General features: G+C 67.3%; 20 protein-coding genes, 7 tRNA genes and 1 riboswitch. Of the genes, 13 read left to right on the top strand and 14 right to left on the bottom strand.

What is annotated here, in order from left to right:
* Positions 1-191: 191 nt before the first annotated feature.
* The 3 genes from AB0J62_RS23855 to AB0J62_RS23845 form a co-directional block, all read right to left on the bottom strand.
* Positions 192-263, bottom strand: a tRNA-Val gene (locus AB0J62_RS23855).
* 31 nt (positions 264-294) lie between these two features.
* A tRNA-Cys gene (locus AB0J62_RS23850) sits at positions 295-365 on the bottom strand.
* A 61-nt stretch (positions 366-426) separates the two neighbouring features.
* Positions 427-499: transfer RNA gene (locus tag AB0J62_RS23845), tRNA-Gly, on the bottom strand.
* A 166-nt stretch (positions 500-665) separates the two neighbouring features.
* Here AB0J62_RS23845 and AB0J62_RS23840 point away from each other — a divergent pair.
* Positions 666-1,478: an aminotransferase class IV gene (locus tag AB0J62_RS23840; protein ID WP_363875002.1), complete on the top strand. Its 813-nt coding sequence runs from the start codon at positions 666-668 to the stop codon at positions 1,476-1,478.
* 64 nt (positions 1,479-1,542) lie between these two features.
* Here AB0J62_RS23840 and AB0J62_RS23835 read toward each other — a convergent pair whose 3' ends face one another.
* Positions 1,543-2,103, bottom strand: coding sequence for a CGNR zinc finger domain-containing protein (locus AB0J62_RS23835; protein ID WP_134099384.1), 561 nt, complete (start codon positions 2,101-2,103; stop codon positions 1,543-1,545).
* 129 nt (positions 2,104-2,232) lie between these two features.
* Between AB0J62_RS23835 and AB0J62_RS23830 the strand changes: the two genes are divergently transcribed.
* Positions 2,233-2,304 (top strand) — tRNA-Val (locus AB0J62_RS23830).
* A 63-nt stretch (positions 2,305-2,367) separates the two neighbouring features.
* Here the strand turns inward: AB0J62_RS23830 and AB0J62_RS23825 are convergent.
* On the bottom strand, positions 2,368-2,595 hold the full coding sequence (locus AB0J62_RS23825) for a tyrosine-type recombinase/integrase (protein ID WP_363874997.1): 228 nt from the start codon (positions 2,593-2,595) through the stop codon (positions 2,368-2,370).
* A gap of 766 nt (positions 2,596-3,361) precedes the next feature.
* On the opposite strand from AB0J62_RS23825, the gene AB0J62_RS23820 reads away from it, so the two are divergent.
* Positions 3,362-4,303, top strand: coding sequence for an aminoglycoside phosphotransferase family protein (locus tag AB0J62_RS23820; protein WP_363874994.1), 942 nt, complete (start codon positions 3,362-3,364; stop codon positions 4,301-4,303).
* An 11-nt stretch (positions 4,304-4,314) separates the two neighbouring features.
* Here AB0J62_RS23820 and AB0J62_RS23815 read toward each other — a convergent pair whose 3' ends face one another.
* The gene (locus AB0J62_RS23815) at positions 4,315-4,521 is read right to left on the bottom strand and encodes a hypothetical protein (RefSeq protein WP_363874991.1); all 207 of its coding nucleotides are present in this window, start codon (positions 4,519-4,521) and stop codon (positions 4,315-4,317) included.
* Positions 4,522-5,152: 631 nt separating this feature from the next.
* Here AB0J62_RS23815 and AB0J62_RS23810 point away from each other — a divergent pair.
* Entirely contained in the window at positions 5,153-6,325 is a 1,173-nt protein-coding gene (locus tag AB0J62_RS23810) for a M28 family metallopeptidase (protein WP_363874988.1), read from the top strand.
* 3 nt (positions 6,326-6,328) lie between these two features.
* Here the strand turns inward: AB0J62_RS23810 and AB0J62_RS23805 are convergent, their stop codons facing one another.
* Entirely contained in the window at positions 6,329-7,357 is a 1,029-nt protein-coding gene (locus tag AB0J62_RS23805) for an SDR family NAD(P)-dependent oxidoreductase (protein WP_363874985.1), read from the bottom strand.
* A gap of 74 nt (positions 7,358-7,431) precedes the next feature.
* Here AB0J62_RS23805 and AB0J62_RS23800 point away from each other — a divergent pair, with 74 nt between their 5' ends.
* Entirely contained in the window at positions 7,432-8,349 is a 918-nt protein-coding gene (locus AB0J62_RS23800) for an AraC family transcriptional regulator (protein WP_363874982.1), read from the top strand.
* Here the strand turns inward: AB0J62_RS23800 and AB0J62_RS23795 are convergent.
* Positions 8,331-9,239, bottom strand: coding sequence for an aldo/keto reductase (locus AB0J62_RS23795; RefSeq protein WP_363874979.1), 909 nt, complete (start codon positions 9,237-9,239; stop codon positions 8,331-8,333). The two genes, AB0J62_RS23800 and AB0J62_RS23795, sit on opposite strands and share 19 nt — an antisense overlap.
* A 116-nt stretch (positions 9,240-9,355) precedes the next feature.
* Here AB0J62_RS23795 and AB0J62_RS23790 point away from each other — a divergent pair, with 116 nt between their 5' ends.
* Positions 9,356-10,279 (top strand): hypothetical protein, encoded by a 924-nt coding sequence (locus AB0J62_RS23790; RefSeq protein WP_363874976.1) that lies wholly within the window; start codon positions 9,356-9,358, stop codon positions 10,277-10,279.
* Between the two features lies 1 nt (position 10,280).
* On the opposite strand, the gene AB0J62_RS23785 is transcribed toward AB0J62_RS23790, so the two are convergent.
* A complete protein-coding gene (locus AB0J62_RS23785) occupies positions 10,281-10,721 on the bottom strand; it encodes a pyridoxamine 5'-phosphate oxidase family protein (RefSeq protein ID WP_363874973.1) in 441 nt (146 codons plus the stop codon).
* 102 nt (positions 10,722-10,823) lie between these two features.
* Between AB0J62_RS23785 and AB0J62_RS23780 the strand changes: the two genes are divergently transcribed.
* From AB0J62_RS23780 to AB0J62_RS23765, 4 genes are all read left to right on the top strand, one after another.
* Positions 10,824-11,693 carry a sigma-70 family RNA polymerase sigma factor gene (locus AB0J62_RS23780; protein WP_363874970.1) on the top strand — a complete coding sequence of 290 codons (870 nt, stop codon included), beginning with the start codon at positions 10,824-10,826 and terminating at the stop codon, positions 11,691-11,693.
* Between the two features lie 178 nt (positions 11,694-11,871).
* A tRNA-Gly gene (locus tag AB0J62_RS23775) sits at positions 11,872-11,944 on the top strand.
* 29 nt (positions 11,945-11,973) lie between these two features.
* Positions 11,974-12,044: transfer RNA gene (locus AB0J62_RS23770), tRNA-Cys, on the top strand.
* Between the two features lie 25 nt (positions 12,045-12,069).
* Positions 12,070-12,141 (top strand) — tRNA-Val (locus tag AB0J62_RS23765).
* A 328-nt stretch (positions 12,142-12,469) separates the two neighbouring features.
* Here the strand turns inward: AB0J62_RS23765 and AB0J62_RS23760 are convergent.
* From AB0J62_RS23760 to AB0J62_RS23750, 3 genes are all read right to left on the bottom strand, one after another.
* On the bottom strand, positions 12,470-13,213 hold the full coding sequence (locus tag AB0J62_RS23760; protein WP_363874967.1) for an SDR family oxidoreductase: 744 nt from the start codon (positions 13,211-13,213) through the stop codon (positions 12,470-12,472).
* 46 nt (positions 13,214-13,259) lie between these two features.
* The gene (rsgA, locus tag AB0J62_RS23755) at positions 13,260-14,327 is read right to left on the bottom strand and encodes a ribosome small subunit-dependent GTPase A (RefSeq protein ID WP_363874964.1); all 1,068 of its coding nucleotides are present in this window, start codon (positions 14,325-14,327) and stop codon (positions 13,260-13,262) included.
* 148 nt (positions 14,328-14,475) lie between these two features.
* Entirely contained in the window at positions 14,476-15,711 is a 1,236-nt protein-coding gene (locus tag AB0J62_RS23750) for a YihY/virulence factor BrkB family protein (RefSeq protein WP_363874961.1), read from the bottom strand.
* 18 nt (positions 15,712-15,729) lie between these two features.
* On the opposite strand from AB0J62_RS23750, the gene AB0J62_RS23745 reads away from it, so the two are divergent.
* Positions 15,730-17,415, top strand: a complete 1,686-nt coding sequence (locus AB0J62_RS23745) for an acyl-CoA dehydrogenase family protein (RefSeq protein ID WP_363874958.1) — start codon at positions 15,730-15,732, stop codon at positions 17,413-17,415.
* A riboswitch (ZMP/ZTP riboswitch) is annotated at positions 17,414-17,496 on the top strand. (Overlaps the previous gene by 2 nt.)
* A 28-nt stretch (positions 17,497-17,524) precedes the next feature.
* Entirely contained in the window at positions 17,525-18,973 is a 1,449-nt protein-coding gene (locus AB0J62_RS23740) for a glycine hydroxymethyltransferase (RefSeq protein WP_363874955.1), read from the top strand.
* Between the two features lie 49 nt (positions 18,974-19,022).
* On the opposite strand, the gene AB0J62_RS23735 is transcribed toward AB0J62_RS23740, so the two are convergent.
* Positions 19,023-20,570, bottom strand: coding sequence for a DHA2 family efflux MFS transporter permease subunit (locus AB0J62_RS23735; RefSeq protein WP_363874952.1), 1,548 nt, complete (start codon positions 20,568-20,570; stop codon positions 19,023-19,025).
* A gap of 62 nt (positions 20,571-20,632) precedes the next feature.
* Between AB0J62_RS23735 and AB0J62_RS23730 the strand changes: the two genes are divergently transcribed.
* On the top strand, positions 20,633-21,103 hold the full coding sequence (locus AB0J62_RS23730) for a MarR family transcriptional regulator (RefSeq protein WP_363874949.1): 471 nt from the start codon (positions 20,633-20,635) through the stop codon (positions 21,101-21,103).
* 939 nt (positions 21,104-22,042) lie between these two features.
* Here the strand turns inward: AB0J62_RS23730 and AB0J62_RS23725 are convergent.
* Positions 22,043-23,218, bottom strand: coding sequence for an amidase (locus AB0J62_RS23725; RefSeq protein ID WP_363874946.1), 1,176 nt, complete (start codon positions 23,216-23,218; stop codon positions 22,043-22,045).
* Positions 23,219-23,261: the final 43 nt, after the last annotated feature.

The raw sequence follows: 23,261 nt of genomic DNA, 5'->3' as shown, positions 1-23,261 counted from the left end.
ACCGAACCGCCGAACTAAACCCAAGCGGGTGAGTTAACTGCAAACCCAGCCACAGCCGCCGAGCGAAGCGAAGGCGCAAGGGGGTGCGGGTGGCGGAGCCCCCGCCTGCGGCAAGCGAAGCGCAGCCGCACAACACGACGAAGGCGACCCGGTCCGCGCTCTCCGCGGACACGAGTCGCCTATCGCCTTCGTGGACGATACTGGGATCGAACCAGTGACCTCTTCCGTGTCAGGGAAGCGCGCTACCGCTGCGCCAATCGTCCAAGTAACACTCAGTTTGACCTGAGGTTCTCGAGGTGGAGACGGGATTCGAACCCGTGTACACGGCTTTGCAGGCCGTTGCCTCGCCTCTCGGCCACTCCACCACTGAGTAAGCTGGCATTGAGAAAGCTGGCACTGAGAAGTAGGCCCGCCGAACCCTCTCCGAGCGGACGACCGGGTTCGAACCGGCGACCTCAACCTTGGCAAGGTTGCGCTCTACCAACTGAGCTACGTCCGCAGTGCGACCGGGTTCCAGTGTCCCCCGGCGCGAAAAGAACATTAGCCCATCCCGGGCCGACTTCAAAAATCGGGGTCCGCCGGCAGGTCGACGTACCGTCATCAGCTGGTCACCTCGCAGTACCGGATCCCCTGCGCACTAAGGTGTTGCGCGGAAGGAGCACCACATGCGTATCTGGCTCAACGGCGCCTTGCTGGACGACGAGGCAACGGTCTCGCCGCTCGACCACGGGCTGACCACCGGCGACGGCGTCTTCGAGACGATCAAGGTCGAGAACGGCCGCCCGTTCGCAGTACGACGGCATCTCGAGCGGCTCGTCCGCTCCGCGGTCGGACTCGGCCTGCCGACACCCGACGTCGCGGCGATCGAGACCGGCATCGAGGCCGTGGTCGAACCGGGGATGCAGTTCGCGCGGCTGCGGATCACCTACACGGGTGGTGTCTCACCGTTGTCATCCGATCGCGGTACGTCCGGGCCGACGATCCTCATCGCGACGCAGGAGATCGAGCGGCCGTCCGCGACCTCCGCGATCGTCACCGTCCCGTGGGTCCGCAATGAACGCAGCGCCGTCGCTGGCCTGAAGACCACGTCGTACGCCGAGAACGTCCGCGCGCTCGCCTATGCGAAGGAGCGCGGCGGCAGCGAAGCGATCTTCGCCAACACCATCGGCAACCTTGCCGAGGGCACCGGCTCGAACATCTTCTGCGTGTACAACGGTGAGCTGGTCACGCCGACGCTGGACTCGGGCGCGCTGGCGGGTGTGACTCGCGGCCTGGTCCTCGAATGGTTCGGCGGCGTCGAACGCGACGTACCGCTGGAGCAGCTGTTCCAGGCCGAGGAGATCTTCCTCACATCCACGACACGCGACGTCCAAGGCATCCACCGAGTCGACGACCGCGAACTCCCCGCCCCGGGCACGATCACAGCCCAGGTCGCGAAGATCTTCGCCGAGCGTTCGGCCGAGAACCCCAACCCCTGACGAAGCCTGAGAGGACCCCCGGCCCGGAAATGGGCCGAGGGTCCTCCCACATTCGGTGTGGCGGCTACTCGCCGGAGGCTTTGCGGCGCTCGCGGTAGGCGGCTACGTGCAAGCGGTTGCCGCAGGTGCGGGCGTCGCAGTACCGCTTGGAACGGTTCCGTGACAGGTCGATGAGGGCGTCGTCGCAATCCGGCGCCTCGCAGCGGCGGAGGCGTTCGCGTTCGCCGGCCGAGATCACCTGGGCAAGCGCGATCCCGCACTCCACCGTGATCCGGCAGGCCAGCGACGCGCCCGCGCGGGAGTAGTGGATGTGCCACGGATGCCCGTCGTGGTTGGTCAGCCGCGGAGTCGACGTACCGCGCGCGATGATCGCGTTGATCATCGTCGCCGCCGACGCATCGGAGTCCGTGGTGAAGACGGGCGCGAACAGCGGCCGCAGATCGCGGACCTCGGCCAGGTCCGTCTCCGTCAACGTGTCGACCGCGCTGAACTCCCGCTCCTGGACGAACTTCTCCAGTTCCTCGAGCGTCTCCAACGAGTCGACCTGGCTGTTCGGTCCGGGCATGGTGTTGACGAGCCGGACCAGCGTCCCGAGCGCCTGCTCGGTGTCGTGCGAGAAAGTCACAATCACGTCTCCAACGCGACGGGATCTCCGTCCTGCAGCAAGAGTAGCCCGGCCCGATTAGATCGTCGCTGCATTGATGCGCTAAGGTTTCACCGCACCACCTCACAAGAAACACCAGCACCACCATCCGGGCGATTGGCGCAGTGGTAGCGCGCTTCGTTCACACCGAAGAGGTCACTGGTTCGAACCCAGTATCGCCCACCCGAAGTACACGCAGGTCAGAGCGGGAACCCAGCACCAGCCGGGTCTCCGCTCTTCTCGTTTTCAGCCCTCGTCAGGCAGCGAAAGAGCAGCAAGAGCCCCTAGAGCCCGCTCCTGAGAGCCTCCCTGGACGTGCGTGTAGATCATCAGCGTCGTCGTCGGCTGCTCATGCCCCATCACCCGCTGTACGTCGGGAACCGGCACACCCGAGGTGATCAGCCATGACGCGTACGAGTGCCTCAGGTCGTGGAATCGCAGCCCACCGTCGGCGTGGCGTGACACCGCCTTCACGGCCTGCGCCTTGGCCTTGAACAGCTCGGTCTCGTCCCCGGCCGGGGACGGTCAGGTGCCCCGGAACTTCTCACCCTCCTGACCGACCCAGCCGAGTGATCGAGCTCGGACAAGCGACGGCCGCCGGATCCGCGCCCGGAAGAGCATTTGTCGCAGCGGAGTACCCGCCTCATTGATGAACACCTCCCCCGCCTGCCCCGTCCCGGTACTCCTCCAGGAGATGCCCCGCCATCGTCGGGAGGGGCACCACACGGCGGCCAGCTCGCGACTTCGGGCCTCGCGTGACCGACCGAACCCTGTACACCGTCGTCTGCGGTGCGCCCCTCGCCTCCCGCACCGCGGACGGTGTCAAGGTCGCCCGAGCCAACGGCTGGGACCCCTACGTCATCCCCACCGAAGCGGCCCTCCCCTGGCTCGCAGACCAGGACCTGGCCGACACCCCGGTTATCACCGGCAACCGCACCCCAGACCAGCCGAAGCGCACCCCACCGGCCGACGCCGTCGCCGCCGCCGTGCCGATGACATTCAACGCGCTAAATGCATGGGCGAATGGCAACGCGCACACTTGCCCCCTCACAACTCTTTGTGCGGCTCTGGGATTGCACACACCGACTGTCCCTGTCCCTTCGCAAAACATCACCTAGCTGGCCATCCCGCTTGGCTCGCGTCGCTCGCTGTCCTGCGATACACGGGGATTACGATTCTGGATCCACATACGGGGTCAGGCTCATCAGAGATGAGGGTGTAGAGCCGGTAAAGTACCGAAATGGCAAGAGCACACACAGGCAAGTTGCCGAATGACCAGGTTCTGCGCTGGGCGGCTGAGGCGGTTGGCGGGACGAGCGTCGTTTCGTCCGAGGGCCTGACCCGCGGCGAGCACCGCCCTTCGGGCACGTTCCGCCTGGGAATCGAAGGACCGGCGGCCCGGACCAGGGACGTGATCTTGAAGGTCCCTGTCCAGGGATGGATCGCTGCCGCGTGGGTGATTACGAACGCACGCGCGCTTCAGCTGGCCGAGACTCATGGCCTGGCCGCGCCGCGGCTGATCGCTGCGGATCTCGACGGGAAGGCGAGCGGAACCGTCGCCACCCTGGAGACCTTCCTGCCCGGCAGCGCCGGTCTCTCGCCGACGGTCTCGGTCGCCCGGCTCCGCGAAGCGGGAGCGGCCCTTGCCAGGGTCCACGCCTTCAGGCTGGTTCCGCAGGCCCACCTGCCATACCGGCCGCGGCCGTGCGCCGTCGACGACCGCGCCGATGAACGCTTGCGGGGCCTGATGCCGACCACACCTTTGCTGCAGCAGGCCGACGAGCGGGTCAGGTCGCACGGGATGCCGGCAGTCCCGTCTGTGTTCGTGCATGGTGACGCCTGGGGCGGCAACATGCTGTGGGAGGGTGACCGTTGCGTTGCGCTGATCGACTGGAATACAGCCGGGGCTGGTGATCCGGGCGTCGATCTCGGCAGCCTGCGGATGCAGATGACCCTTCAGTACGGCCAGGACGCGGCGTCCCATGTGTTGGAGGGCTGGGAGCGGCAGGCGGGCCGGGAGGCAGTCGGCGTGCCCTACTGGGATGCCGTGGCCGCGCTGAACACGCCGACAGTGATGGACGGTTGGGCGGGATTCGCCGACGACGGTAGCCTCCTGGGCGCCGCTGCCGTCACCGAAAGGCGCGACGCTTTCCTTCGCGCCGCTCTCAGTCAGTGGTCATAAACATCAGACAGTCAGGCCTTCGGCCAGGTCCGCCAGTTGCTGAGCTCGATCACGCAGACCAGAGAGAATCTGGCAGAAGAGCGCGATCGCATGTCCTTGAGTTCCTTCTCAGGCATCTCCACCTTGCACTTTGACGGCGCTTTGTCTTTGATTTCGCGGTTCTCTGAGCGTGAAATGATCGCAAAGTTCGCGAGCGCGTTGATCGTTCCATCCTGCACATGGTCGAAGTTCTTCTTTATCCACGCTTTCAGCCCGCCAGCTTGGGTTGGGTGGTTCGGTCACCTGCTTGGGTTGGGTTGGGTAGGTCGCTCGGCGCCGTGGCTTGGTTGTGCAGTTGAGCTCACCGGTGGGGTCGGGGCTGCCTTGCGGTGGTGGGTGGTGGGTGGTGGGCAGTTGGCTGCAGGGCTGGGTGAGTGGGAATCGGGTTGGTGGTGGGGTGGAAAGGGTAGGGAAAACCTCTTTGTTGAGTGGCTGACGGCTCGGGTGGGGGGTGTCAGAGTGAGGGGCGAGGCGTATTTGTCCGCTCACTCTGGAGGCGCCATGTCTGGCTCCCGTTCGTCTCGGTCTTCGTCTTCGACTTCAGCTTCTGCATCGGACTCGGCTTCCACAGTGGGGTCGAGTCGGCGGGTGTTTTTGGCTGGTTCTGGCGCTGTTGCCGCGGTGCTGGTCGGGGCCGCGGGTGAAGCGCAGGCTGAGCCCACCGTGGTATCGAGTGGGCTTGGGGCGACCAAGTTTGATCCGGACTTGCGGAAGTTGTTGCAGGACGTTGATCCGAAGCGGATCGGCGCGACTATTCAGCGGCTGACGGAGTTCGGGACTCGGCACACGTTGTCATCGCAGGACGATCCGATGCGTGGGATTGGCGCGGCGACGGACTGGGTCGTGGGGCAGATGGAGGCTATTGCTGCGACGTCGGGCGGCCGGATGACGGTGCAGCGGCAGTCGTTCATCCAGCCGGTTTCGAGCCGGGTCCCCGTGCCGACGAGGATCACCAACGTCATCGCCACGCTGAAGGGGACCGCGTCACCCGAGCGGTTCTACGTCGTCACGGGCCACCTGGACTCACGGGTGACCGACGTTATGGACTTCACCAGTGACGCGCCGGGTGCCGACGACGACGGGTCCGGTGTTGCGTGTGTGCTCGAACTCGCTCGGGTTTTCGCGGCACACCAGTTCCCCGGCACCATCGTGTTCGCCACCGTCGCCGGCGAGGAACAAGGCCTCTACGGCTCCGCCTTCATGGCGGCGCAGATGGCCGCGGCCGGCAACGACGTACAGGGCATGTTCAGCAACGACATCATCGGCGCCAGCCGGTCGTTCGACGGCCACAAACCTGACCCGTTCACCGTGCGCATGTTCCTCGAGGGGATCCCGAGCAACGTGACCGCTGCACAGATCTCGCTGCTGCAGTCGGCCGGCGGGGAGAACGACGGGAAGGCCCGCCAGCTCGGCCGCTTCGTGCACTCGGTCGCGCCGCAGAGCCTGACCGGCATGAACATCCGGCTGGTCTGGCGGCGCGACCGGTTCCTTCGCGCCAGCGACCACGTCTCGTTCCAGAGCCTGGGCTCCCCTGCCGCCAGATTCACCGAGCCCCGGGAGAACTTCAATCACGAGCACCAGAACGTCCAGGTGGTCGACGGCGTGCAGTTCGGCGACCTCATCGAGTTCGTGGACTTCGACTACATCGCCCGCGTGACGAGGGTGAACGCCGCGGCGCTGTGGGCGCTTGCGACCTCCCCCGGTACGCCGAAGAACGCGCAGATCCACACGACGCCCCCCGGCACCCTCTCCGGCACCAACCTCACCACGCTGTCGTGGGATCCCAACCCCGAAACGAACCTGACCGGGTACGAGGTGGTGTTGCGCGAGACCACGGAGGCCGATTGGACCAGCGCGATTCCCGTCGGGAACGTCACCACGGTGACGCTCGACATCTCCAAGGACAACGTGCAGATGGGCATCCGTGCCGTGGATCGGAACGGGAACGGGAGTCCAGCCGCAGCCCCACAGGCCGTCGCCTAGTCGTCAGTGCTTGATCAGCTCCTCGCTGAGCGTCCAGAGGCGATCGGCGGACTGCGGGTCCAGCGCATGCGGGACGACGTCCGAGGGAACGTCGTGGTCGGTGAAGTCGATGGGAGTGGGCTGGTCGAGCCGGGAGATCTCGTTGTCCTTCAGGTAGGTGCCGCCGTGTGACTCCAGCTGGGGGCTGGTCGCGGCGAAGACGGTTGTACTCGCACCCTGTGACGGGGTTTTGCGTTCGCGCGCGGGGTCGACGATTTGATTGCCGGCGGCATCTACCAGGTCCATGGCCTGTAGGTCAGCGGTGGTCAGCCAGGGAGTACGGGTTTCGCCTTCGGGCAGATGCGGGCCGAGGTTCGTGGTGACCACGATGCCGGGATGTACGGCGTACGCGTGGATGCCGTACTGCGACCACCGGCGCTCGAGCTCCACCGCGAACAGGACGTTGGCGGTCTTGGACTGGCCGTAGGCGACGAGCGGGTCGTAGTCGTGGGCGAAATGTGGGTCGTCCCAACGGATGTCGGAGAGACGGTGACCGCCGGACGTGACGTTGACGATGCGAGCGCCATGGGCCGCCTGAAGGGCGGGGAGCAGGCCGAGGGTCAGCTGGAAGTGGCCGAGGTGGTTGGTGGCGAACTGCGATTCGTAACCACGGGCGTCACGAACGAGCGGGCCGGCCATGATGCCGGCGTTGTTGATGAGGATGTGGAGCGGGCGCCCGGTGGCGAGGTAGCGCTCGACGAACGCGTCGACTGACTTCGGATCGAGCAGATCGAGCTCGCTGGTCTCGACCCGCTCGATCCCCTCCAGAGCCTTAGCCGCGCTCGCGGGGTTGCGTACGGCAACTGTCACCGTGGCACCGGCCTTGCTGAGTGCCCGGGTGGTTTCGAGGCCCAGGCCGCGGTGCCCGCCCGTGACGATCGCGTTCTTGCCGGTCAGGTCGATGCCTGTCAGTACGTCGTCAGCCGTCGCCGCCGCGGTGAATCCGGTGCCGATCGGGTGCTGCTTCTCTGCCAACACGTCAAAGGGAGTCATACCTCCACTCTGCTGCGCGCCCGGCGTACTCTGAATAAGTATCAGTCCATATTTTCTTCGCGAGAGTCCGGGGCATGGTTGACGATCAGCTGTCCGAAGTGTTCGAGCTCGTCGAGGTCCGCGGGCTGGTGTCGGGCGGGTTCACCGTGAGCGGACGGTGGGTGTCGCGAGCCGACCTGGTCGAGTCGTTCAAGTTCATCGCGATGGTCAGCGGACGGGCCCGACTGAGCACGGACGGGATCGACGTGCCGATCGAACTCCTCCCCGGCGACGTCGCGATCCTCAACAATCGGTCCCGAATGGAGCTCTCCGGCGGCACCGGCGACGGGCCGGTTCGCGAGGTCGTTCCGGTCGAGACTGGCCTGTCGCTCGCGAGCACCGGGAACGACGTCATCCTCGGCGGCCGGATCGACCTCAACGAGGCCGGCCGCACGCTGCTCCTCGAGGCGCTGCCACCGGTTGCGCACGTCCGCGCCTCCCCCACCACCGGCGCCAACCTGCGCGGCAGCATCCATAGGCTGGTCGACGAGGTGGCCGGCAACCGCATCGGCTCGGCGTTCGCGATCCGGCAGCACGCGCAGTTGATGCTCCTCGAAGTACTCCGGGCGTACGTCGAACAAGCCGAACTGCCGCCGGGATGGCTGCGCGTGCTGACCGACGAACGCCTCCGCCCTGCGCTCACGCTGATGCACGCGCAGCCCGACAAGCTCTGGGGGCTGAACGAGCTCGCGCAGGCAGCAGCCATGTCGCGTACGTCGTTCGCGGAGCGGTTCCGCGACGTGGCCGGCATGCCTCCGCGCGCGTACCTCAACCGCTGGCGGATGATGCTCGCCCAACGCGCACTCCGCGACGCCGATGTCAGCGTGGGGTCACTGGCGGCCGAGCTCGGGTACGCGTCGGAGAGCGCGTTCAGCACCGCATTCAAACGCGAGGTCGGCGAGTCACCACTGCGGTACCGCTACCGCGCCCGCGATCAGGCGTTGTCCAGCTGATCGACCAGGTCGGCGTCGAGGTGGAGCTCGACCGCAGCCAGCGCCTCCTCCAACTGCTCGAGCGAGGACGCACCGAACAGCGGGATGACGTCGTGGTGCAGCAACCACGCCAGTACTACCTGGTTCGGCGTCACGCCGAGGTCGCGCGCAACCCCGCGGAGCACCTCAAAGCGCACGTACGCCGTCGGGTGGGCGTAGCGCCGCTCGAACGGCCGGTCCGGACGCGTGTACGAACCAGTGAGGAGAGGCTGGTACGCCACCAACGTCATGTCCGGGTGCTCCGACAGGTAGTCGAAGTGCTCTACACCTGCGTGCTGGTAGTGCGGAGTGCCGTGACGACGCTGGCCCTGCAGAGTAGGCGGGTTCGGCCAGAGGTAGCTCGAGTGCTGCTGGATAACGGAGTACTGCGCAACGCCCTGCGCAGCTGCGGTTTGCCGCGCTCGGTCGAGCCGCCATGCGGCCGTGTTGCTGCAGCCGATCGAGTCAACCACTCCGTCCGCTGCCAGTCGCCCGAATGCGGCAACCGTCTCGTCCAGCGGCGTACTGCGGTTGTCGATGTGCGCGTAGTACAAATCGATTTGCTCGACACCCAGCCGACTGAGACTGCCCTTCACCGCCGCATCTATTGCCGATGAGCTGAGCCCTTCCCAGTGCGCGTCATCGGGATCGCCGGGCACGGTGGTCCGCGCACCGCACTTCGTGGCGATGAACAACTCGTTCCGATTACCACGCTCCCGCATCCAGCGCCCCAGCAGCTCCTCACTGTCACCACCGTGCCCGTGCCACTGGTTGTAGTTGTTCGACGTGTCGATGAACGTCCCACCCGCCTCAACAAACCGGTCCAGAATCGCGACAGCAGTGTCGGTCGGCGTCGACGTACCAAAGTTCATCGCGCCCAGGCAGAGCGCACTGACATTCCGTCCATTCCCAAGAGTCCGAGACAACATGCCCTCCACCTTCCTTCCTGGAGCGCACTCAAAGTCAAGCCGCACGGCACAATGTCGCGATGAAGATCTTCAGGCGCGGCGTCGGACGTGAGCCTCATCAGGTAGCGCAGGAGTTCGCCGAAGCCGTCCAACCCGGGGACGCCGAGAAGGCCGGTCGGCTGGCCCAGGAGCTGACCGAGGTGCTGCCTGACTCGTTCGGTGCCTGGTTCGAGGCTGGGATGTACTCGAAGGCGCGACAGCAGTGGGCCGATTCGGCGGCGCGGAATCGGCGGGCGGCGGAGCTGATCTCTGATGAGGAGCGGCGCGAGTTCGGGGGTGCCAACCCGGCCGCCTGGAATCTTGGGATCGCCGCGACCGCGCTCGGCGATTGGGCGACCGCACGCTGGGCGTGGGCGGAGTACGGCATCAGCACGATCGAGCCCGGCGACGAACCGATCGACCAACACTTCGGGCTGACGCCGATCCGGTTGAATCCGGACCGGCCGAGTCTGACGCATCAGGTTGTTCCGGCGTACGGCGACACCGAGGTCGTGTGGTGCTGGCAGCGTAGCCCGGCGCACGCGGTGATCTCGAGCGTGCCGTTGCCGGAGAGCGGTCACCGGTTCAGGGACGTAGTACTGCACGACGGCGAGCCGAAGGGGCAGCGGAACGACGTACCGGTGTTCGACGAGCTCGCACGACTGGAGGAGTCCGGTCTGCCGACCTGGCAGGCGCAGGTGGTGGGGGCCGATGCCAACGACAAGGAAGCTCTGGCCGACCTGGCCGGCCCAGCGGGGCTTGGGGTCGACGAGTGGTCTGGAATTCGGTTGATGTGCTCGGAGTGCTCCCACGGGTCGCCGGAAGCACACCACCACGCACCTGCGGCGGGAGATGCCGTAGTGCTCGGCTTGGCCGGGTCAGAGGGCGAACTGCGGGGCTGCCTCGATACGTGGTTGGCAGACCGACCGCATGTGACCGTGGCGGAGTTGACGTTCCTCTGGTGAGTCAGACGAGCCAGGTGCCTTCGTCCATCAGGGTGCGGTCCTTCAGCTCGTTGACCTCGCGCCAGGCTTGGATCTTGGTGGGAGTGACGCGGAAGAAGGGGTAGTTCGGTAGCGGGCGGGGGTCGAAGCCGGCCTTCGTGGCGAAGGACTCACCTTCGGTGTCGGTGACATCTGAGATCGCGGCGGTGCCGGTGACGTGGATGACGTCGCGGACCTGGCCGATCGTCAGCTGCACCTTCGGGTTGGTCTGCAGGTTGCGAGCGGTCGGATTGGTGACGGTTGTGGACAGCAGCAGGGTGTCGTTGCTCCACAGGAACGACAGGGGCATCAGGTACGGCGTACCGTCGAGCGACGCCGTGGCTACCCAGGCGTCGACGTCCTGCTCGAAGCGGCGCAGCATGTCCTGCTTGCGTACCGGCAGCGGGCGGGGTGGTTCCGTCATGGCGTGCTCCTGTTCGTTCTGATGTCACATGTGGTCCCAGTGCTACGTCATCGGGATGACGGCGCTGGGCCGGGTGGTGTGACAGCTGGAATGGTGATGGATATGGACGGGGACGACTGGCTGGCGACGCGGTTCGAGCAGAACCGGGATCGCCTGCGGGCCGTCGCGTACCGGATCCTAGGCTCTGAGCCCGAGGCGGAGGACGCCGTCCAGGAGACGTGGATCCGGCTCAGCCGCAGCGACACCGCCACGATCGACAACCTGGGCGGCTGGCTGACCACGGTCGTCGGGCGGATCTGCCTCGACATGCTCCGCACCCGCCGCGGCCGGCCCGAGCTGCCGGTCAGCGACCACTCCCCCGTGCTTGCCGACGACGTCATACCCGATCCCGAGCTCGAAGCGGTCCAGGCGGACTCGGTCGGGCTCGCGCTGCTCGTCGTACTCGAGACGCTGTCGCCTGCGGAGCGGTTGGCGTTCGTACTGCACGATCTGTTCGCAGTGCCGTTCGAAGACATCGCCCCGATCATCGGCAAGTCCCCGGCCGCCGCGCGGCAGATCGCGAGCCGCGCCCGGCGCCGAGTCCGCGGTACGCCGGAACCATCGAGCGTGGACGTGCTCCGGCAGCAGGAAGTCGTCAGCGCGTTCCTCGCCGCCGCACGCAACGCGGACTTCTCGGCGTTGCTCGAGGTGCTCGACCCCGAGATCGTCGTGCGCGCAGACGCCGGCGCCTCCGAACGCGGGATCGCTGCGAGCATCACCGGGCACGACCGGGTCGCGGCCGCGTTCTCCGGACGGGCGCAGGCCGCGAAACTCATGCTCGTCGACGGAATGCCCGGGCTGGTGTGGATGCAGCGCGGCGAACCGGTCGTTGTGTTCTCTTTCACGGTGGTCGACGGGCGTGTCGCGACGATCGATCTCCGGGGCGATGCCGACTATCTGCGAACGGTCGATCTCGTGTCGTTGAAGGCGTGATCGGACGGCGTGGCGAGTGGACAGGTTCGGTGTGACTCGTGTGACGGATGGGGTGCGATTCACGCTCGTCGTACCCGGATGACGACAGCATGAAATCCAGGGTGGAATCCGGTTTTTGTCCGGGCGGAAAGTGCGCTACTGTTCTGCTCTCGCACCGAGGGAAACTGCTCGGGGTGATGCGGACGTAGCTCAGTTGGTAGAGCGCAACCTTGCCAAGGTTGAGGTCGCCGGTTCGAACCCGGTCGTCCGCTCGGAGAGGGTTCGGCCCAGCTTTCTCAGTGGTGGAGTGGCCGAGAGGCGAGGCAGCGGCCTGCAAAGCCGTTTACACGGGTTCGAATCCCGTCTCCACCTCGAACCTCAGTATTCTTGAGTTCCCGGACGATTGGCGCAGCGGTAGCGCGCTTCCCTGACACGGAAGAGGTCACTGGTTCGATCCCAGTATCGTCCACGAAGGCGATGGGCGACGTGTGTCTGCGGAGAGCGCAGACCTCGTCGCCTTCGTCGTTTTGTGCGGCTGCGCTCCGCTTGCCGCAAGCGGGGGCTCCGCCACCCGCACCCCCTGGCGCCTTCGCTTCGCTCGGCGGCTGTGGCTGGGTGTGCAGTTAACTCACCCGCTTGGGCTGGGTTCGGCGGTTCGGTCACCGCCGTGGGTTCGGCAGGTGGTTCGCGTACCAGCTCGGGTTGGGTTGGGTAGTTCGGTCGCCGGCGTGGGTTCGGCAGGTGGTTCGCGTACCGACTGGGTTGGGTTCGGCGGTTCGGTCGCCAGCGGGATGGGGTTACATCCTGAGGTGGGAGGCGCCGTTGAAGTCTAGGACTGTGCCGGTGGCGAATTCGGCTTCGGGGGAAGCCAGGTAGATGATTGCGGCTGCTACCTCTGAGGGGTCGGCGACTCGTTCTAGGGGGCTTTCCTGGCTGCGGCGGGTGTAGCCTTCGCCGGCTAGGTTCACCGCGGCCATGTCGGTGACGGTCCAGCCGGGGGCTATGGCGGTTACGGCTATGCCTTCGGGGCCCAGGGCTCGGGCCAGGGACTGGGTGAAGGAGACGATGGCGGCCTTCGAGGCGCCGTAGGCTGGCTGGTTGGGTTCGCCTCGGAAGGCGCCTCGGGAGGAGACGTTGATGATGCGGCCGCCGCGGGACATGTGGCGGACCGCGCACCAGGTGACGTTGGACGGTCCGACGAGGTTCACCGCGAGCGTGTCGGTCCAGGCCCGCTGCCACTCGGCGTACGTCGTCTCGCGGATGCGGTGCGGCACGTAGAGCCCGGCGTTGTTGACGAGTACGTCGATGGTGCCCAGGGCGTGTGCCGCGTCGTCGACCATCGATTCGATCGCGGCTGGATCTGCCAGGTCTGCCTGCACCATGACGTGCCCGCTGCCTGGTAGCTCCTTCAGGAGCTGCGCCGCGGCGTCCGCTGAGGCGCTGTAGTGGACTGCTACTCGATCGCCCGCGGCAGCGAAGGCGCGGGCTGTTGCTGCTCCGATCCCCCGGGATGCTCCTGTCACCAGCACTGATCGGTTCATACAGACGATCTTTTCATCGCTCCGCCAGCAACAGGTGGAAGGGGTCTTAGGCCCGGGGCTTGTGATCGCGGCGGTACGACTTACTGGCCCGCACCCACTCCTTCTTCGCCTCGTTGCGGAGCCGGATGTCCGCACGACGTGCCATGTACGCCGCCTCGCGCTGCAGCTTCACCCAACTGTCGTACCGGCGGTACGGCAACGACCCGTCGTCCAGAGCAGCGCGCACTGCGCAGTCTGGCTCCATCACGTGCGAGCAATCCTTGAACTTGCACTGCGCGGCCAACCCCGTGATGTCTGGGAACGCCGCCGCCAAACCCTCCCCTGACTCCTGCAGACCGATCCCCCGCAGCCCAGGCGTGTCGATGACGACCCCGCCGCTCGGGAGCACGATCAGCTCACGCCGCACCGACGTGTGACGCCCCTTGCCGTCCTCGCGGATGTCCTGCACGTCCAGCAGCTCCACGCCGGCCAGTGCGTTCACCAGTGACGACTTGCCCGCGCCACTGGACCCCAGCAGCGCCAGAGTGGCATCTCCATCCAGCAGTGCGCGTACGTCGTCCAGCCCCGCGCCAGTGGTCGCGCTGCACACGAGTACGTCGGCACCTGGCGCAGCCAGCGCCACGTCCTCAGCCACTGAGTCGGCGTCACCGACCAGGTCAGATTTGGTGAGTACGACGACCGGCCGCGCGCCGCTCTCCCACGCCAGCGCCATGAAGCGCTCGATACGCACGATGTTCGGCTCGGGGACCAGTCCGACGACGATGGCGATCACATCGACGTTCGACGCGAGCATCTGCCCGCGGGACGACCCGCCGACCTCCGCCCGGACGATCGCCGTACGGCGTGGTAGCACCGACTCGACGGTGATGCGGTCGTCCGGCCAGAAGCGCAGTACGACCCAATCCCCTGTACATGGGCCGGCTTGCGCGTCGGAGGCGATCGCGGTGAGCAGTGCGCCCGACCAGCTCGCGCGGACCGGGCCCTCCGTGGTGAAGACCGTCGCCAGGCCCTTGTCGACCCGGGCGACGCGTCCCGGGACCAGCTCTTCCGGGACGGATTGCAGGAAGTCGGCCGTGGAACTGTCGAGTCCCAGGGCCTGGAGTGTGGCTGACATGCGGCGAACCTTTCAGAGGGTCCGGCCGCGAGCTCAGCTCAGCGGACGGACAGTGTCGGAGACAGCAGGCCGTGGGGCCTGGTAGTAGCTCATGGCGGCTGCCTCCCTCCGGTCCGGTCGGTCCCGAGCCAGGGACCGTCTGATGTGGTCAGACTAGGTCGTCGGTGTCACCCTGCGCACCGGATTTTCCGACCGACGCGGGCTTCCGCACAGCCTCAGCAGCAGGCTTCTCGGACACAGGCCTCTCAGGTGCTGGGCCCGCAAGCTTCTCAGGCTCCTCAGGCCCCTCGGACTTCTCCGGCGCGGGAGCAGGCTTCGGCGGTCGTGCGGCGAACCCCTCGACCTTGCGCGCCGCCTCAACCTCCGGGCGCTCGGACTCCACCGGCGTCAGCGCGTGCTCATGGTGCGGCTCGGCCTCCGCCTTCATCACCGGCTCGACCTCGTCGTCCTCGGCCACCTGCGACTTCACCTCGGCGACATGCTGCTTGTGCGGCCACAGCCGGTCCACGACAGCGTTCAGCGCCGCACCTATCAGCACCGCGATGGCAGTCATATACAGCCACATCAGTACTGCGATCGGCGCGGCCAGCGGACCGTAGATCGATGTGCCGCCGACCGTGCTCTGCAGGATCCAGCGCAGTACGAAGCTGCCCAGGATCCAGATCGACAGCGCCAGGAACGAACCGGGCAGGTCGGAGACCCACGGCGTCCGGACCGGCACGGACAGGTGGTACAGCGTGTTCAGGAAGCCCGCGGACAGGATCGTGACGACCGGCCAGTACAGCTGGTTCAGGAAATCGAGCCGGTGCGGCAGCAGCGCGTCGACCGCATCCGGGCCGGCCAGCACCAGCGGCAGGACGATTACGCCGATGACCAGCGCCGCGCAGTACAGGCTGAACGACAACGCGCGGGTCCGGACGATGCCGCGCTTGCCGCCCATCCCGTACATGATCGTGATCGTGTCGACGAACACGTTGAGCGCACGGCTGCCGGACCACAGCGACAGCACGAAACCGATCGAGATGACGTCCGGACGGCCGCCGTTCAGCACTTGGTCGAGAGTCGGCGAGATCACGCTCTTGATCGAGTCGTCGGTCAGCGCGCGGGCGGCCAGCTCGACGATCTGCTGCTTGACGTCGTTGATCGTCTCGACCTCGAACCATTTGCTCGCGATGTAACCGAGCGACCCGGCGAGTCCGAAGATCAGCGGCGGCAGCGAGAGGATCGCGAAGAACGCCCCCTCGGCGGCCAGACCGGTAACGCGGTAGCGCAGACACACCCCGACGGTCTGCGTGAGCAGACTCCAGGTCGTCGAGGGGATTCGGCGAACCCAAGCCAATGAGAGGGAGCTCCCACCAGTGGGTCCTGCCCCGATGCGTGCCATACCGCTTACCGTACTGACATGGCGGACCCATTCGCGGTAACGAATCAGGCTCCCCCACTGCGGGGCGTGAACTTCTTCACCCAGGATGCGGCGCTCGGTGACGCTCTGCGTCCGTACGCCGAGCTGGCGGACGACCCAGGTCTCCGACGGATCGGGGAGCTGGCGGGCTCGGAGGAGGCCCGCGCCCACGCCCTCCCGGCGAACCAGAACCCGCCCGTACTGCGCACGCACGACCGCTACGGGAACCGCATCGACGAGGTCGAGTTCCACCCGTCATGGCACTGGCTGATGGAGCAGGCCGTCGGCTTCGGGCTGCAGGCGGCGCCCTGGACCAGCGATCGGCCATCGCCGCACCTGACCCGGGCGGCTGGGTTCTACCTGTGGTCCCAGGTCGAGCCGGGGCACGGGTGCCCGATCTCGATGACGTACGCCGCGGTGCCGGCGCTGCGCGCGGACGAACGCCTCGCGAAGGAGTGGGTCCCGCAGCTGGCGTCGACGGAGTACGACGTACGCCGGCTGCCGGTCGCCCAGAAGAGCGGTGTGCTCGCCGGGATGGGGATGACCGAGAAGCAGGGCGGGTCCGACGTACGGGCGAACCTCACCACCGCGACGCCCGTGGGCGACGGTGAGTACCAGCTGAACGGGCACAAGTGGTTCTGCTCGGCGCCGCAGGTCGACGTCTTCCTGGTGCTGGCGCAGGCGCCGGACGGGCTGAGCTGCTTCGTCGTACCGCGGGTGCTTGCTGATGGCAACCGCAACCCGTTCGCGCTGCAGCGGCTGAAGGACAAGCTCGGCAACCGGTCGAACGCGTCGTCCGAGGTCGAGTTCCACGGCACGATCGGATACCGGCTGGGCGAGGAAGGCGCCGGGGTACGCACGATCATCGAGATGGTGGCGGCGACCCGATTGGACTGCGTGCTGGGCTCGGCAGCACTCCAACGGCGAGCGCTCGTCGAGGCCATCTGGCACACCAGGCACCGGAATGCCTTCGGCGGGTTGCTCGCCGACAAGCCGGCAATGCAGAACGTCCTCGCCGACTTGGCCATCGAGAGCGAAGCGGCCACAGCCCTAGCCATGCGCCTCGCGGCAGCAGTAGATGCATCCCGCGCCGCCGGCCCCAGAGGGGCCGGCGGCGCGGGGAACGGGGAGGTGCCGGGCGGGTCGGGGCGGAGCGCGGAGCAGGAGGCGGCGTTTCGGCGGATTGCTCTGCCGTTGGCCAAGTTCTGGGTTTGTAAGCGGACGCCGTTCATGGTGGCGGAGGCGTTGGAGTGTCTGGGCGGGAACGGGTACGTCGAGGAGTCCGGGCTGCCGTTGCTCTACCGGGAGTCGCCGTTGAACTCGATCTGGGAAGGGTCGGGGAACGTCAACGCGCTCGACGTACTGCGAGCCCTGAGAAGGCCCGAGTCGCTCGACGCCTGGCTGACCGAGATGGCCGCCGTACAAGGCGCCGACGCCAGGCTCGATGCAGCGGTCAACGACGTACTGCAAGCGCTTGCTGACATCGAGAACGCCGAGGCAGGCGCCCGGAGGCTGGCCGCGCTGATGGCCCTGTGCCTGCAGGGTTCGTTGCTGATCAGGTACTCGACACCGGCGGTCGCGGACGCGTTCGTGGCGTCCCGGTTGGCGAACGACTGGGGCGGTGTTTTCGGGACCCTGCCGAGGACCACACCGTTCCCACTGATCCTCGAGCGCGCGGTAGGGTGAGCGGCGTCGCGACTGGCGCGCTGAAGGTGGAGAACCACCGGGGAGCGAAACCCGTCGGCACCGTGCGCCTGGGTGCCTTCGACCCACTGCAACCGCAGGAGAGACAACGATGACTCAAACCTTCGATGCCGCCGCCGCGTCGGCCGCGTACAACAACGCGCTGCAGGTGATCGCCGCGGTCGAACCGACGATCGCCGGCGCGATCAAGGCCGAGCTGGCCGACCAGCGGTCCTCGCTGAAACTGATCGCGAGCGAGAACTACGCCTCCCCCGCCACCCTGCTGACGATGGGCAACTGGCTGTCCGACAAGTACGCCGAGGGCACGATCGGTCACCGCTTCTACGCCGGCTGCCAGAACGTCGACACCGTCGAGCAGACCGCCGCCGACCACGCGCGGGCGCTGTTCGACGCCCCGCACGCGTACGTCCAGCCGCACTCGGGAATCGACGCGAACCTGGTCGCGTTCTGGGCGATCCTGGCGCAGCGGATCGAGTCCCCGGCGCTGGCCGAGGCGGGCGCGAAGCACGTCAACGACCTGTCCGAGGACGACTGGACCAAGCTCCGCAAGGCGCTCGGCGACCAGAAGATGCTCGGGATGTCGCTGGACGCCGGCGGTCACCTGACCCACGGTTTCCGGCCGAACATCTCCGGCAAGATGTTCAACCAGCACTCCTACGGCACCGACCCGGAGACGGGCCTGCTCGATTACGACGAGGTCGCCCGCAAGGCCCGCGAGTTCAAGCCGCTGATCCTGATCGCCGGCTACTCGGCGTACCCGCGCAAGGTCAACTTCGCCAAGATGCGCGAGATCGCCGACGAGGTCGGAGCGACGCTGATGGTCGACATGGCGCACTTCGCCGGTCTGGTCGCGGGCAAGGTCTTCACCGGGGACTTCGACCCGATCCCGCACGCACACGTCACCACGACCACGACGCACAAGTCGCTGCGTGGTCCGCGCGGCGGCATGGTGCTCTGCCAGCCGGAGTACGCCGAGTCCGTCGACCGCGGCTGCCCGATGGTGCTGGGTGGTCCGCTGAGCCAGACGATGGCCGCGAAGGCGGTCGCGCTGGCCGAGGCGCGGCAGCCGTCGTTCCGGGAGTACGCGCAGGCCGTCGCGGACAACGCCGTCGTACTGGCCGAGGGCCTGATGAAGCGTGGCGTGAAGCTCGTGACCGACGGCACCGAGAACCACCTGGTGCTGCTCGACGTGTCGTCGTACGGCATCACCGGCCGGCAGGCGGAGTCTGCGCTGCTCGACGCGGGCATCGTCACCAACCGCAACGCCGTACCGCGCGATCCGAACGGCGCCTGGTACACCTCGGGCATCCGGATCGGTACGCCGGCGCTCACCACGCGCGGGTTCGGCGCCGACGAGTTCGACCGGGTCGCCGAGCTGATCGTGGACGTGCTGTCCTCGACCACCCCGACGACCACGTCCGCGGGCGCGCCGTCCAAGGCGAAGTACGTCCTCGCCGACGGTGTCGCCGACAAGACCCGCGCCGCCTCGGCCGAGATCCTCGACAAGCACCCGCTGTACCCGGGCCTCGTGCTCAACTGACGGAGAACAGCGCCCGCTCCTTCTCCGGAGCGGGCGCTTTCGTTTGCGGTCAGGCGTCCTGCTGGACGCCGATCAGCGCGTCCTGCGAAGCCTTCGCGGCTCGCTTCGGCATCAGGATCGCGGCGAGGATCGCGCCGGCGGCGGCGATGGCTGCCGACACCCACATCGTGGTGTTCAGGCTGCTCATGAAGGCGTCGCGGACGTTGGCGAGCAGCTCCGGCGAGCCCGCCTGGGCGGCGACCGCCAGGCCGCCGCCCAGGCTCTTCTCGACCGCGTCGGCGACCTGTGCGGGCAGTCCGGTCGTGTCGAGGTCGTGGCGGTAGACCGAGTTGAGGACGGTCCCGAGTACGGCGACGCCGACCGTGCCGCCGACCTGCCGGAAGGCCTGCAGCAGACCGGATCCGGTCCCGGCCCGCTCCGGATCGAGGACGCCGAGCGCCGCGTTCATTGCCTGGGGCATCGAGCAGCCGAGGCCGAATCCGACCACCACGAACCAGATCGCCGTGTACCCGTACCCGGTGCCGAGATCGGTGAAGCCGCCGAGCGCGAACCCGACCGCCATCACCACGAACCCGATCATCACCACCAGGCGCGTGCCGATCCGGGCCTCCACTGGCTCGGCAAGCTTCGCGCCGGCCGTCATCCCGCCGATGAACGGCAGCAATTTCAGCCCGGTGTGCAACGCATCCGATCCGTTGATGCCCTGGAAGTACTGCGGCATCGTGAACAGCAGCCCGAAGATCGCGAACACCGAGACCGTCAGCAGGACGGCGCCGCCTGTGAACACCCGCTCGCTGAACAGCCTGAGCTCGATCAGCGGCTCACGGTTGCGCCGTTGCCAGACGAGGAACCCGGCGATCAGCACGACGGCCAGTGCGAGGAACACGATCGTGACATCGTTGGTCCACGACGATTCGCCGGCTTTCGTCACGCCGTACACCAGGGCTGCAAGGCCGGTGCTCGACAACACGATGCCGAGCCAGTCGATCGCCGGCCGGTTCGAGCTGCGCGTCTCGGGGACGAGCAACGTGACGGCGAGGGCCGCGATGAACGCGATCGGCACGTTCATCAGGAAGATCCACTGCCAGCCGGCGTGATCGAGGAGCAGACCGCCGACGATCGGGCCGAGCGGCATACCGATGCTGTTGGCAACGACGAAGAAGCCGATCGCCTTCTTCCGGTCCTCCTCGGTGCGGAACAGCACCGTGATCAGCGACAGCGCGACGGGGACGATCATCGCGGCCCCGATCCCGAGGAACGCGCGGGCCGCGATCAGCTCGCCGGCCGAGTCGGACAGCGCACAGGCCAGCGATGCGAGGCCGAACAGGGTGAGCGCGATCGCGATGATCTTGCGCCGCCCGTACCGGTCGCCGAGCAGACCGGCCGGCAGCAGCAGCGCGGCGAGGACGAGGTTGTAGCTGTTCGCCATCCATTGCAGCTGGCTGGTCGACGCATCCAGGTCCTTGGCGAGCGTCGGCAGCGCGACATTGAGCACGGTCGTGTCGAGGCCGAGCACGAGCACGGCGAGACAGAGTGCGATGAGTACGCCGAAGCGGCGGGCGCCGGTGAGCGTGGGCGCCTCAGTGGTCGAGGTCATGGATTCAAATTATCAGAACTTTATGATAGTTGCGATAAATCCAATTACTGTAAGCTTCAACCATGGCGGAGGAACCGAGCCGGGAAGCCGTGAGCCAGTTCGTCGAGCGGTTCGCGGGCGTGCTGGCGAACAGCGGCGTACCGACGATGTCGGCTCGGGTGATGGGCGCGATGCTGGTCAGTCCGACCGGGACGATGACGGCCGCCGAGCTGGCCGAGTCGTTGAAGATCAGCCAGCCCGCAGTGTCCGGCGCCGTCCGGCAGTTGTTGCAGGTGTCGTTCATCTCGCGCGAGCGACTGCCCGGTTCACGCAAGGATCATTACCGGATCCGCGAGGACGTCTTCGCCGCGATCCTCGAGCGCCGCAACCTCGCGCTGAGCGAGTGGGAGGCGACCAGCCGCTCCGGCGCCGGTCTCTTCCCGGCGGACTCCCCCGTCGCGCGCCGACTGACGGAGGCCGCGGACTTCTTCGCCTTCATCCACTCCGACATGGAGCAGCTGATCAAGAACTGGCGCGCGGACCACCCGGGATGAGCGACCTCGTCGGTGCTGCGTGGCTGGACAGCGACGAGCGGACTCGCTGGGAGACGAGCATTATGCGCCGGCGCGTGCCGCTCTACCGTTTGGGAATCGCCGCACTCCGTGCGCTCAACACGCTGACCAGTGGGCCGAATCGCCCTTCCCTGAAGGTGACCCAATGGGAGCGGGTCGGGCCGAACGGCGAGACCTTCGTGATGGACAAGCTCGAGACGATGACCGGGCGTACCGATCACCCGGTCACCTCGCGGGCCGAGCTGCGGGCGCGTACTTCGTTCGCGTCGCGGCTGGCCCGCGCGATCTCCGCGGACGAGTGGCCGCAGATCATCACGGAGTACGAACGGCGTCGGCGGGGCGAGCGTCCGCAGTACCGGTATGTCGGGCATCGGCCGCTGAACGCCGAGTCGCACGCGTTGATGGATGAAGCGTGGGTGCGGGGCGAGCTGCCGACCGATCAGTTCCGGGCCTGGAACGTGCTGAAGTTCGAGGACGAGGGCGCCTTCTACAGCCAGTTCTTCACCGACGGAGGTGCACGGGGCTACCCCGGCGGCGAGACGAACGCCGGCTTCCGGCTCGGCCGGATCATGTTCGACGTCAGCTGGCGCGAGAAGGCGTCGCTGTCCGGCGAGCAGCACGTCCTCCACCGCAGCCGAGTCCTCCGCGCAAAGGAACTCGTCAAGTTCTTCCGCACCGAACTGAAGGAAGCCATCCGCCGACCAACACCCTCCACCACACAGGCCAGCGCCGTACGCAAGGCCCCCTACACATCCCCGGTCGTCGCCGCTATCTCCGACTTCGCAAAGCCCGAGCCACTCCGCTCCCCCACCGCCCGCGGCGAAACCACACCCGACCGCAAGCAAGCGTCGGCGATCGACATCGTGTCAAAGGCTCTTCCGCCGCCGGTCGCCGACGGCTCGGCGAGGGCACGTCCGCCGGTCAGTGGACGGGCGGGAGGGGAAGGTCGACCAGAAGCAGGCGAGCCACCGCCAGCGCAACCTCGTCCGCCCCATGCGGCGCAACAACCTGCGCGCCCACCGGCAGTCCCTGCGACCTTCCGACCGGGACGCTCACCGCGGGATGGCCAGTCACGTTGAACACCGAGCACGGATCGCCGGTCACGATGCTCTCCTCGTGCTGATCGTAGCCGTGGGCAACAGTCAGTGTGGTCGGCGTGACGAGCGCATCCACCTCACCGAACAGATCAGCAAGCGCCGTGTTGTTGAAGTCCCGCACCTCCCGAGCCCGCCGCGCCGCTGCCGCCTCCACCCCACGCCCGTTGTCCAAGTCGGACAATACTCCCCACGCTTCGTCCGTCGGCGCCAGTTCCAGCGGTATGTCGACGAGTTCGACGTCAGCCGCTGCCAACCGCTCCCGCACAACCCGATCAACCTCCGCGTCAGCAGCGCACGCCCCCAGCGTCGAGCGATAACCAACCCGCCAACGCCGTCCTTGAGCACCCACCAACCACGAATCGCCGTCGGCGATGGTTGGCTGGTGCTCAAGGACGGGGGTCGGCCAAGGTGGGAGCGCTGTCGGGTCTAGGCGGTGGGGGCCGGAGGCGATGCTTGTCGCCAGGATGACGTCGTCGAGGTCGGCGCCGATCACGCCGGCGGTGGTGAGGCCTCCGAGTGGGCGCCCGCCTGGGCGCGGGATGCGGCCGTGGGTGCCTTTGAAGCCGATGATGCCGGAGAACGACGCGGGGATCCTCAGCGAGCCACCGCTGTCTCCGCCCGTTGCCAGGGGTACGACGCCCGCCGCGACAGCCGCCGCACCACCTGCGGTCGAACCGCCTGGTGAGCGGGAGACGTCCCACGGGTTCCGGGTGTAGTCGTGGCCGTTCCAGCCGAAGGTCTGCGAGATCGCGCCGGGCCGGGCGCGGGTCGACCAGCCGATCGGGATCGCGCCGGCGGCAACGAGCCGGGCGATGATCGGCGCGTCCGGCGGCGTCCGCGACTTGATCAGGAACGGTACGCCGGCCAGCAGGCCCGTCGGATCCAACCGCTCCGCCACAGCCCGCGCGGCCGCAGCATCCAGTTCGTCCAAGAAATGCAGCACCGGATCGAGCCGCTCAGCCGCGGCAATCGCGTTCTCGACACCCTCGACCGCAGTCACAGCGCCGGACCTGACGTCAGCCGCAATCGCACGCGCCGAACGG

It is taken from the genome of Kribbella sp. NPDC049584 (genome assembly GCF_040675555.1).
In the GTDB taxonomy this organism is placed as follows: domain Bacteria; phylum Actinomycetota; class Actinomycetes; order Propionibacteriales; family Kribbellaceae; genus Kribbella.
This window is presented reverse-complemented; position numbering and strand designations above follow the sequence as displayed.

Coding starts and splice junctions, on each gene's coding strand:
- AB0J62_RS23840 (WP_363875002.1), top strand. CDS start 666: ATGCGTATCTGGCTCAACGGCGCCTTGCTGGACGACGAGGCAACGGTC.
- AB0J62_RS23820 (WP_363874994.1), top strand. CDS start 3,362: ATGGCAAGAGCACACACAGGCAAGTTGCCGAATGACCAGGTTCTGCGC.
- AB0J62_RS23810 (WP_363874988.1), top strand. CDS start 5,153: ATGCGTGGGATTGGCGCGGCGACGGACTGGGTCGTGGGGCAGATGGAG.
- AB0J62_RS23805 (WP_363874985.1), bottom strand. CDS start 7,357: ATGACTCCCTTTGACGTGTTGGCAGAGAAGCAGCACCCGATCGGCACC.
- AB0J62_RS23800 (WP_363874982.1), top strand. CDS start 7,432: ATGGTTGACGATCAGCTGTCCGAAGTGTTCGAGCTCGTCGAGGTCCGC.
- AB0J62_RS23795 (WP_363874979.1), bottom strand. CDS start 9,239: ATGAACTTTGGTACGTCGACGCCGACCGACACTGCTGTCGCGATTCTG.
- AB0J62_RS23790 (WP_363874976.1), top strand. CDS start 9,356: ATGAAGATCTTCAGGCGCGGCGTCGGACGTGAGCCTCATCAGGTAGCG.
- AB0J62_RS23785 (WP_363874973.1), bottom strand. CDS start 10,721: ATGACGGAACCACCCCGCCCGCTGCCGGTACGCAAGCAGGACATGCTG.
- AB0J62_RS23780 (WP_363874970.1), top strand. CDS start 10,824: ATGGACGGGGACGACTGGCTGGCGACGCGGTTCGAGCAGAACCGGGAT.
- AB0J62_RS23760 (WP_363874967.1), bottom strand. CDS start 13,213: ATGAACCGATCAGTGCTGGTGACAGGAGCATCCCGGGGGATCGGAGCA.
- rsgA (WP_363874964.1), bottom strand. CDS start 14,327: ATGTCAGCCACACTCCAGGCCCTGGGACTCGACAGTTCCACGGCCGAC.
- AB0J62_RS23750 (WP_363874961.1), bottom strand. CDS start 15,711: ATGGCACGCATCGGGGCAGGACCCACTGGTGGGAGCTCCCTCTCATTG.
- AB0J62_RS23745 (WP_363874958.1), top strand. CDS start 15,730: ATGGCGGACCCATTCGCGGTAACGAATCAGGCTCCCCCACTGCGGGGC.
- AB0J62_RS23740 (WP_363874955.1), top strand. CDS start 17,525: ATGACTCAAACCTTCGATGCCGCCGCCGCGTCGGCCGCGTACAACAAC.
- AB0J62_RS23735 (WP_363874952.1), bottom strand. CDS start 20,570: ATGACCTCGACCACTGAGGCGCCCACGCTCACCGGCGCCCGCCGCTTC.
- AB0J62_RS23730 (WP_363874949.1), top strand. CDS start 20,633: ATGGCGGAGGAACCGAGCCGGGAAGCCGTGAGCCAGTTCGTCGAGCGG.